The 4,609-nt window shown below is 69.7% G+C and carries 7 protein-coding genes and 1 pseudogene; all 8 read right to left on the reverse strand.

All coding sequences use genetic code 11. The features are described from left to right. Positions 1–161 (reverse strand): annotated as a pseudogene (locus tag SY1_RS12360) (hypothetical protein); the annotation flags it as partial. Further along, complete coding sequence (locus SY1_RS05370) at positions 154–960, reverse strand: YlqF/YawG family GTPase (RefSeq protein WP_015556414.1); 807 nt, start codon at positions 958–960, stop codon at positions 154–156. The pseudogene SY1_RS12360 and the gene SY1_RS05370, both read right to left, overlap by 8 nt. Positions 961–991: 31 nt before the next feature. After that, entirely contained in the window at positions 992–1,540 is a 549-nt protein-coding gene (lepB, locus tag SY1_RS05375) for a signal peptidase I (RefSeq protein WP_015556415.1), read from the reverse strand. A 118-nt stretch (positions 1,541–1,658) separates the two neighbouring features. Further along, complete coding sequence (gene pyrE, locus SY1_RS05380; RefSeq protein ID WP_015556416.1) at positions 1,659–2,243, reverse strand: orotate phosphoribosyltransferase; 585 nt, start codon at positions 2,241–2,243, stop codon at positions 1,659–1,661. A gap of 82 nt (positions 2,244–2,325) precedes the next feature. Then, on the reverse strand, positions 2,326–3,243 hold the full coding sequence (gene pyrF / locus SY1_RS05385) for an orotidine-5'-phosphate decarboxylase (protein ID WP_208872975.1): 918 nt from the start codon (positions 3,241–3,243) through the stop codon (positions 2,326–2,328). Between the two features lies 1 nt (position 3,244). Continuing rightward, a complete protein-coding gene (pyrR, locus tag SY1_RS05390; protein ID WP_341523530.1) occupies positions 3,245–3,919 on the reverse strand; it encodes a bifunctional pyr operon transcriptional regulator/uracil phosphoribosyltransferase PyrR in 675 nt (224 codons plus the stop codon). Positions 3,920–4,030: 111 nt separating this feature from the next. Beyond that, complete coding sequence (locus SY1_RS05395; RefSeq protein ID WP_208872977.1) at positions 4,031–4,240, reverse strand: nucleotidyl transferase family protein; 210 nt, start codon at positions 4,238–4,240, stop codon at positions 4,031–4,033. Positions 4,241–4,306: 66 nt separating this feature from the next. Next, the coding region (locus SY1_RS05400; RefSeq protein WP_208872978.1) for an adenylyltransferase/cytidyltransferase family protein at positions 4,307–4,609 on the reverse strand (303 nt) is incomplete at its 5' end.

Consider the following 4,609-nt stretch of genomic DNA (forward strand, 5'->3'; position numbering starts at 1 on the left):
TGCTCCTCCGTCAGGAGGACCGCGGCGGCCACCACCGGCCCCGCCAGCGGGCCGCGCCCCGCCTCGTCCGTGCCCACCACCGGGCCACGGGCCCGAAGCGCCCCGATCAGGCGGCGCACCCGCTCCCGGTCGGCGTGGCGGGGCAGGGCGAAGTCAATCATCCGCACCCGCCCGGCCAATGGGGTCGCCGGGCAGCTCAAGCGTTGCCGGCCCCAGCCTGCCGGAGGCGAAGGCCTCCATGAGGCGGCGGGCCGCCAGCTCCATATTGACCGCTCCGCCGGGCGCGAGGCACCCCAGCCGGCGTCCGATGCGCACAAGGGTCTCCTCCGGCGTCTCGTCCAGCTCCCGGACCTCCCACTTCCCCAGCACGGCCCCGAACAGCCCCCGGCTCCGCAGGAAGCGGATGAACTGCAGCGCCGCCGCCTCGAAGCCCCCCAGGACCTCGGCCCGGGCGCAGCCCAGCCAGGACAGGACCTGATGCACGCCCGGCTCCGCGTGGGGGTCCAGGATGCCGGGGGAGTCCACCACCAACAGGTCCCCGTTCCGATACCAGCTGACGGACCGCGTCACTCCGGGGATGCCGCCGACGTGGGCCTGGGCCTTGCCCACCAGCGCATTGAGCAGCATGGACTTGCCCACGTTGGGGATGCCCATGACGGCCACGCGGAGCTCCCGATGGGGGGGGCGGCGCGCGGAGAGGGCCTTCCGCAGGGAGGCAAGGCCCTCCTTCCTTCGGAGGTCCAGCGCGCGGGCGTCCGAACCCAGCGCCTCGAGCCAGACGCCCGTGCGCTCCGGGTCCGCCAGGTCCCGCTTGGCGAGGACCAGCAGGACGGGCCTCAGTCGCGAAAAGGCGCTGACGAGGGGCGCGGACGTGGAAAAAGGCGCGCGGGCGTCGCGCACCTCGAGGATAAGGTCCAGCTTTTCGACGAGCTCTGCGAGTTTCCGACCGCCCCGGGCCATGTGGCCCGGATACCAGACCGTTCGGGCCACGTCAGCGGGGGATGCCGAGGCGGGTCAGGGGCCAGTAGCGGAAGAAGGCCGGGCCGTGGAGGTCCGACCTCCGAACGAAGCCCCAGAAGCGGCTGTCCTGAGAGTTGGGGCGGTTGTCCCCCATGACGAAGTAGCTGTCCTGCGGCACCGTGAAGGGGCGCTGGAAGAACTCTCCAGGCCGGATGCTGTAGGCGTCATGGTTCACGACGTAGGGCTCCTCCGTGGGGCGCCCGTTGACGAAGACGACGCCGTCCCGAATGTCCACCGTGTCCCCCGGAAGGCCGATGATGCGCTTCACGAAGTCCCGATCCCGGTCCTTCGGATAGGTGAACACGTAGATGGATCCGCGGGACGGCTCAAAGAACCAGTTCCAGAACTTCGCCACCAGGACGCGGTCCCCGATCTCGAGCGTGGGGATCATGGACCCGCTGGGGATCCAAAAGGCCTGCACGACAAACGTGCGAATGATCATCGCCAGGACAAACGCCCAGACGATGGTCTCAATGGTTTCACGCCACCAGGGCTTCGCTGCTTCTGCTGCCAACTCCATACGTCCTCCGTTCCCGTTCCCGGATGTCTATCGGGAACCTGCTGGGGATAATATAACGCTAACCCCTCGGAAAAACAATCTGGAAAAGGCGGGTCGGGACGGCGGGCCGCGGAGGCCACTACTTCTTGAGCTGCCGACTCCCCGGCTTGACGATGGGCTCCCCCTTCCTGCAGAGGGGACACTCCTCCTCCCGCCAGGCGGACGCTTCCATCGTCATCAGGGCGTGGAAGGGGACGCCGAAGTCCACCCTGCCGCCCGACCGGTCCACCACGGACCCCACGCCCACCACCTCGGCACCCGCCCCGCGAAGGAGCTCGACGACCTCCCGCACGGAACCGCCGGTGGTCACGACGTCCTCCACCACCAGCGCGCGCTCCCCCGGCTCCACGTGGAAGCCGCGGCGGAAGGTCATCCTTCCGTCCTCCCGCTCCGCGAAGACGTTCCGGACGGAGAGGGCCCGCGCCATCTCGTAGCCCATGATGACGCCCCCGACAGCCGGCGACGCCACGAGGTCGATCCTCTGCCCTGCAAAGCCCTCCGCCAGCGCGCGGCACAGCCTTTCGCTCTCCTTCGGGTGCTCGAAGAGCACCGCACACTGCATGTAACAATCGCTGTGCAGCCCGGACGTCAGGCGGAAGTGCCCGCGCTTCAGCGCCCCGAGGCGCGTCAAGACCTCCACCGCCAACTCCTGCGTCTTCTCCATGAAAAACGACCTCCCTGGGTAAAGTTTTCGTCCGTCTCAGCCCCGCAGGGCCTGCCGAAGGTCCTCCCGCATCCTGAGGGCCTCATCCCTGGCGGCGGAGACGAAGTCCTCCGTGCCCGCCTTCTTGTGGGCGCAGATCAGACTGCGCGAAGCGTTCACCACCGCGCCGCGACCCTGGCTGTCGAAGCAGCCCGCCAGGGACCGGCCCGTCGCCCCCTGGGCCCCGTAGCCCGGAAGCAGGAAAAAGGTGCGGGGCATCTCCCGCCGCAGCATCGCGCCCTGCTCCGGGTACGTCGCGCCCACCACCGCGCCGACCGCGCTGTAGCCCATCTCTCCCATCAGGTCCTCGCCCCAGCGGGCCGTGCTCCTCCCCACACGGAGGAAGAGCGGCTGGCCATCCTCCACGGACGTCCTGAAACTCCCCCGACGAGGGGTTCGACGTCTTGACCAGGACGAAAAGGCCTCGGCCGCTCCGCCCGCAGTCCTCCAGGAAGGGCTGCACGCCGTCCGTGCCGAAGTAGGGGTTCACGGTCAAAAAGTCCACCGGCGCGGGGGCGCCCTCCGCCAGGTAGGCCTCCGAGTAGGCAGCGGCCGTGGCCCCGATGTCCCCGCGCTTCGCGTCCAGGATGACGACGTATCCTAGGCGGCGGGCCTCCGCCAAAGTCTCCTCCATGCAGGCCACGCCCGACGCCCCCATCAGCTCGTAGTACGCCGCCTGGACCTTGACGCAGGGGATGAGGTCGCGCAGGGCCTCCAGGAGGGCGAAGTTGAAGGCCCGCACCGCGGAGGCCGCTCCGCCCGCCTCCAGGTAGGGGCGGGCGAAGGCCGCGGGCAGGTACTCCAGCCGCGTGTCCAGCCCAAGGGCGGTGGGGTTCCCCTTCTCCTCGATGGCCCGGATGAGGCGGTCCACCTGAAAGGTTCGCCCCGTCCGCCCTCCGGCCGTTCCCTGCGCCACCCGACACGGGGCCGGCCCTCCGCCCCGCAACGTCAATCGTGACATCTCAACGCACCTCTCCTTCCGTACTCACCGTACCTGCGTCCATCAGGACGACGCCCCGCTCGCCGTCGAACTCCGGGAGCCGGACGGCGATCCGCTCGCTCCGGGACGTGGGGACGTTCTTCCCCACGAAGTCCGCCCGGATGGGCAGCTCCCGATGCCCCCGGTCCACCAGGACCGCCAGCTGGATGCTGCGGGGCCTGCCCGACGCCATCAGGGCCTCCATGGCCGCCCGCGCCGTGCGCCCCGTGAAGAGCACGTCATCGACCAGGACGACGTCGCGGTCCGTGGCGCTGAAGGGGACGCCCCTCCTGTCGCCGGCGGCTCTCTCCGCGGCGGGGAGCCGGTCGTCGCGGTAGGAGGCCACGTCCAGGTTCCCCACGGGGACCTCCGCGCCCTCCGCCGCGTTGATGCAGTCCGCGATCTCCAGCGCCAGCGGGACCCCCCGCGGCGGATCCCCACCAGGACGACGTTCTCCGTCCCCCGGTTCCGCTCGACGATCTCGTAGCCGATGCGCCGGATCGCCCGGCTCATCGCCTGGGCGTCCATGATGCGCGCCTTCTCCCTCATGACGGCCTCCTTCTATCGAAATGCCGGCAACGGGCACAAAAAATGCCCCGCCGTCCAGGACGACAGGGCACGACCATTCCCTCCAAAATACGCGGAACAACCGCCGCACCGCCGCCTTCTCAGCCTCTCGGGACTGAACTTAAAGGACACGTGCAACTCTTTCGCGAAAGCTCGCTGCGGGTTTCATTCTATCACGACAGCCCTCCGGGAGGCAAGGCCCTCAGGCCTGCCCGCCGCCCTCCCTTCCGTGGTTCAGGATGCGCGTCGTGGAATGCCCCTCCAGGAGCGGCAGGATGACCACCTCGTCCACGAACTCGCGCCCGGGCAGCTCCTCGGCGCGGTAGTCCCCGCCCTTGGCCAGCACGTCGGGCCGCAGGCGCGACAGGAGCTCTCGGGGCGTGTCCTCATCGAAGACCACCACCATGTCCACGGGCCTCAGGGCGGCCAGGAGCTCCCCCCCGCAGGTCCTGCGGGTTCACTGGACGGCTCGGCCCCTTCAGCGCCCGCACGGACCGGTCGCTGTTCCAGCCCCCACCACCAGCCTGTCCCCCAGAAGCCGGGCCCGGCGCAGGCTGTCCAGGTGCCCCGCATGCAGTACGTCGAAGCAGCCGTTGGTGAAGATGACGCGCTGCCCCGCCGACTGCCAGGCCCGCACCTGCCGGACGGCCGCGTCTGCCTCCGCAACGGGGCTGAAGAGGTAGGGCGTCCGCGATCGATAGGCCTCCAAGTAGTCCCTGGCCGTGAAGGCGTAGGTCCCCGACCGCGTGATGACGAATTGCGCGGCCTCATTGGCCATGCA

Origin of the sequence: Fretibacterium fastidiosum (genome assembly GCF_000210715.1) — a bacterium.
In the GTDB taxonomy this organism is placed as follows: Bacteria; Synergistota; Synergistia; order Synergistales; family Aminobacteriaceae; genus Fretibacterium; species Fretibacterium fastidiosum.

Bases quoted from the DNA above. Each gene is read 5' to 3' on its own strand.
- SY1_RS05370 (WP_015556414.1), bottom strand. From the start codon at position 960: ATGGCCCGGGGCGGTCGGAAACTCGCAGAGCTCGTCGAAAAGCTGGAC.
- lepB (WP_015556415.1), bottom strand. From the start codon at position 1,540: ATGGAGTTGGCAGCAGAAGCAGCGAAGCCCTGGTGGCGTGAAACCATT.
- pyrE (WP_015556416.1), bottom strand. From the start codon at position 2,243: ATGGAGAAGACGCAGGAGTTGGCGGTGGAGGTCTTGACGCGCCTCGGG.
- pyrF (WP_208872975.1), bottom strand. From the start codon at position 3,243: ATGTCACGATTGACGTTGCGGGGCGGAGGGCCGGCCCCGTGTCGGGTG.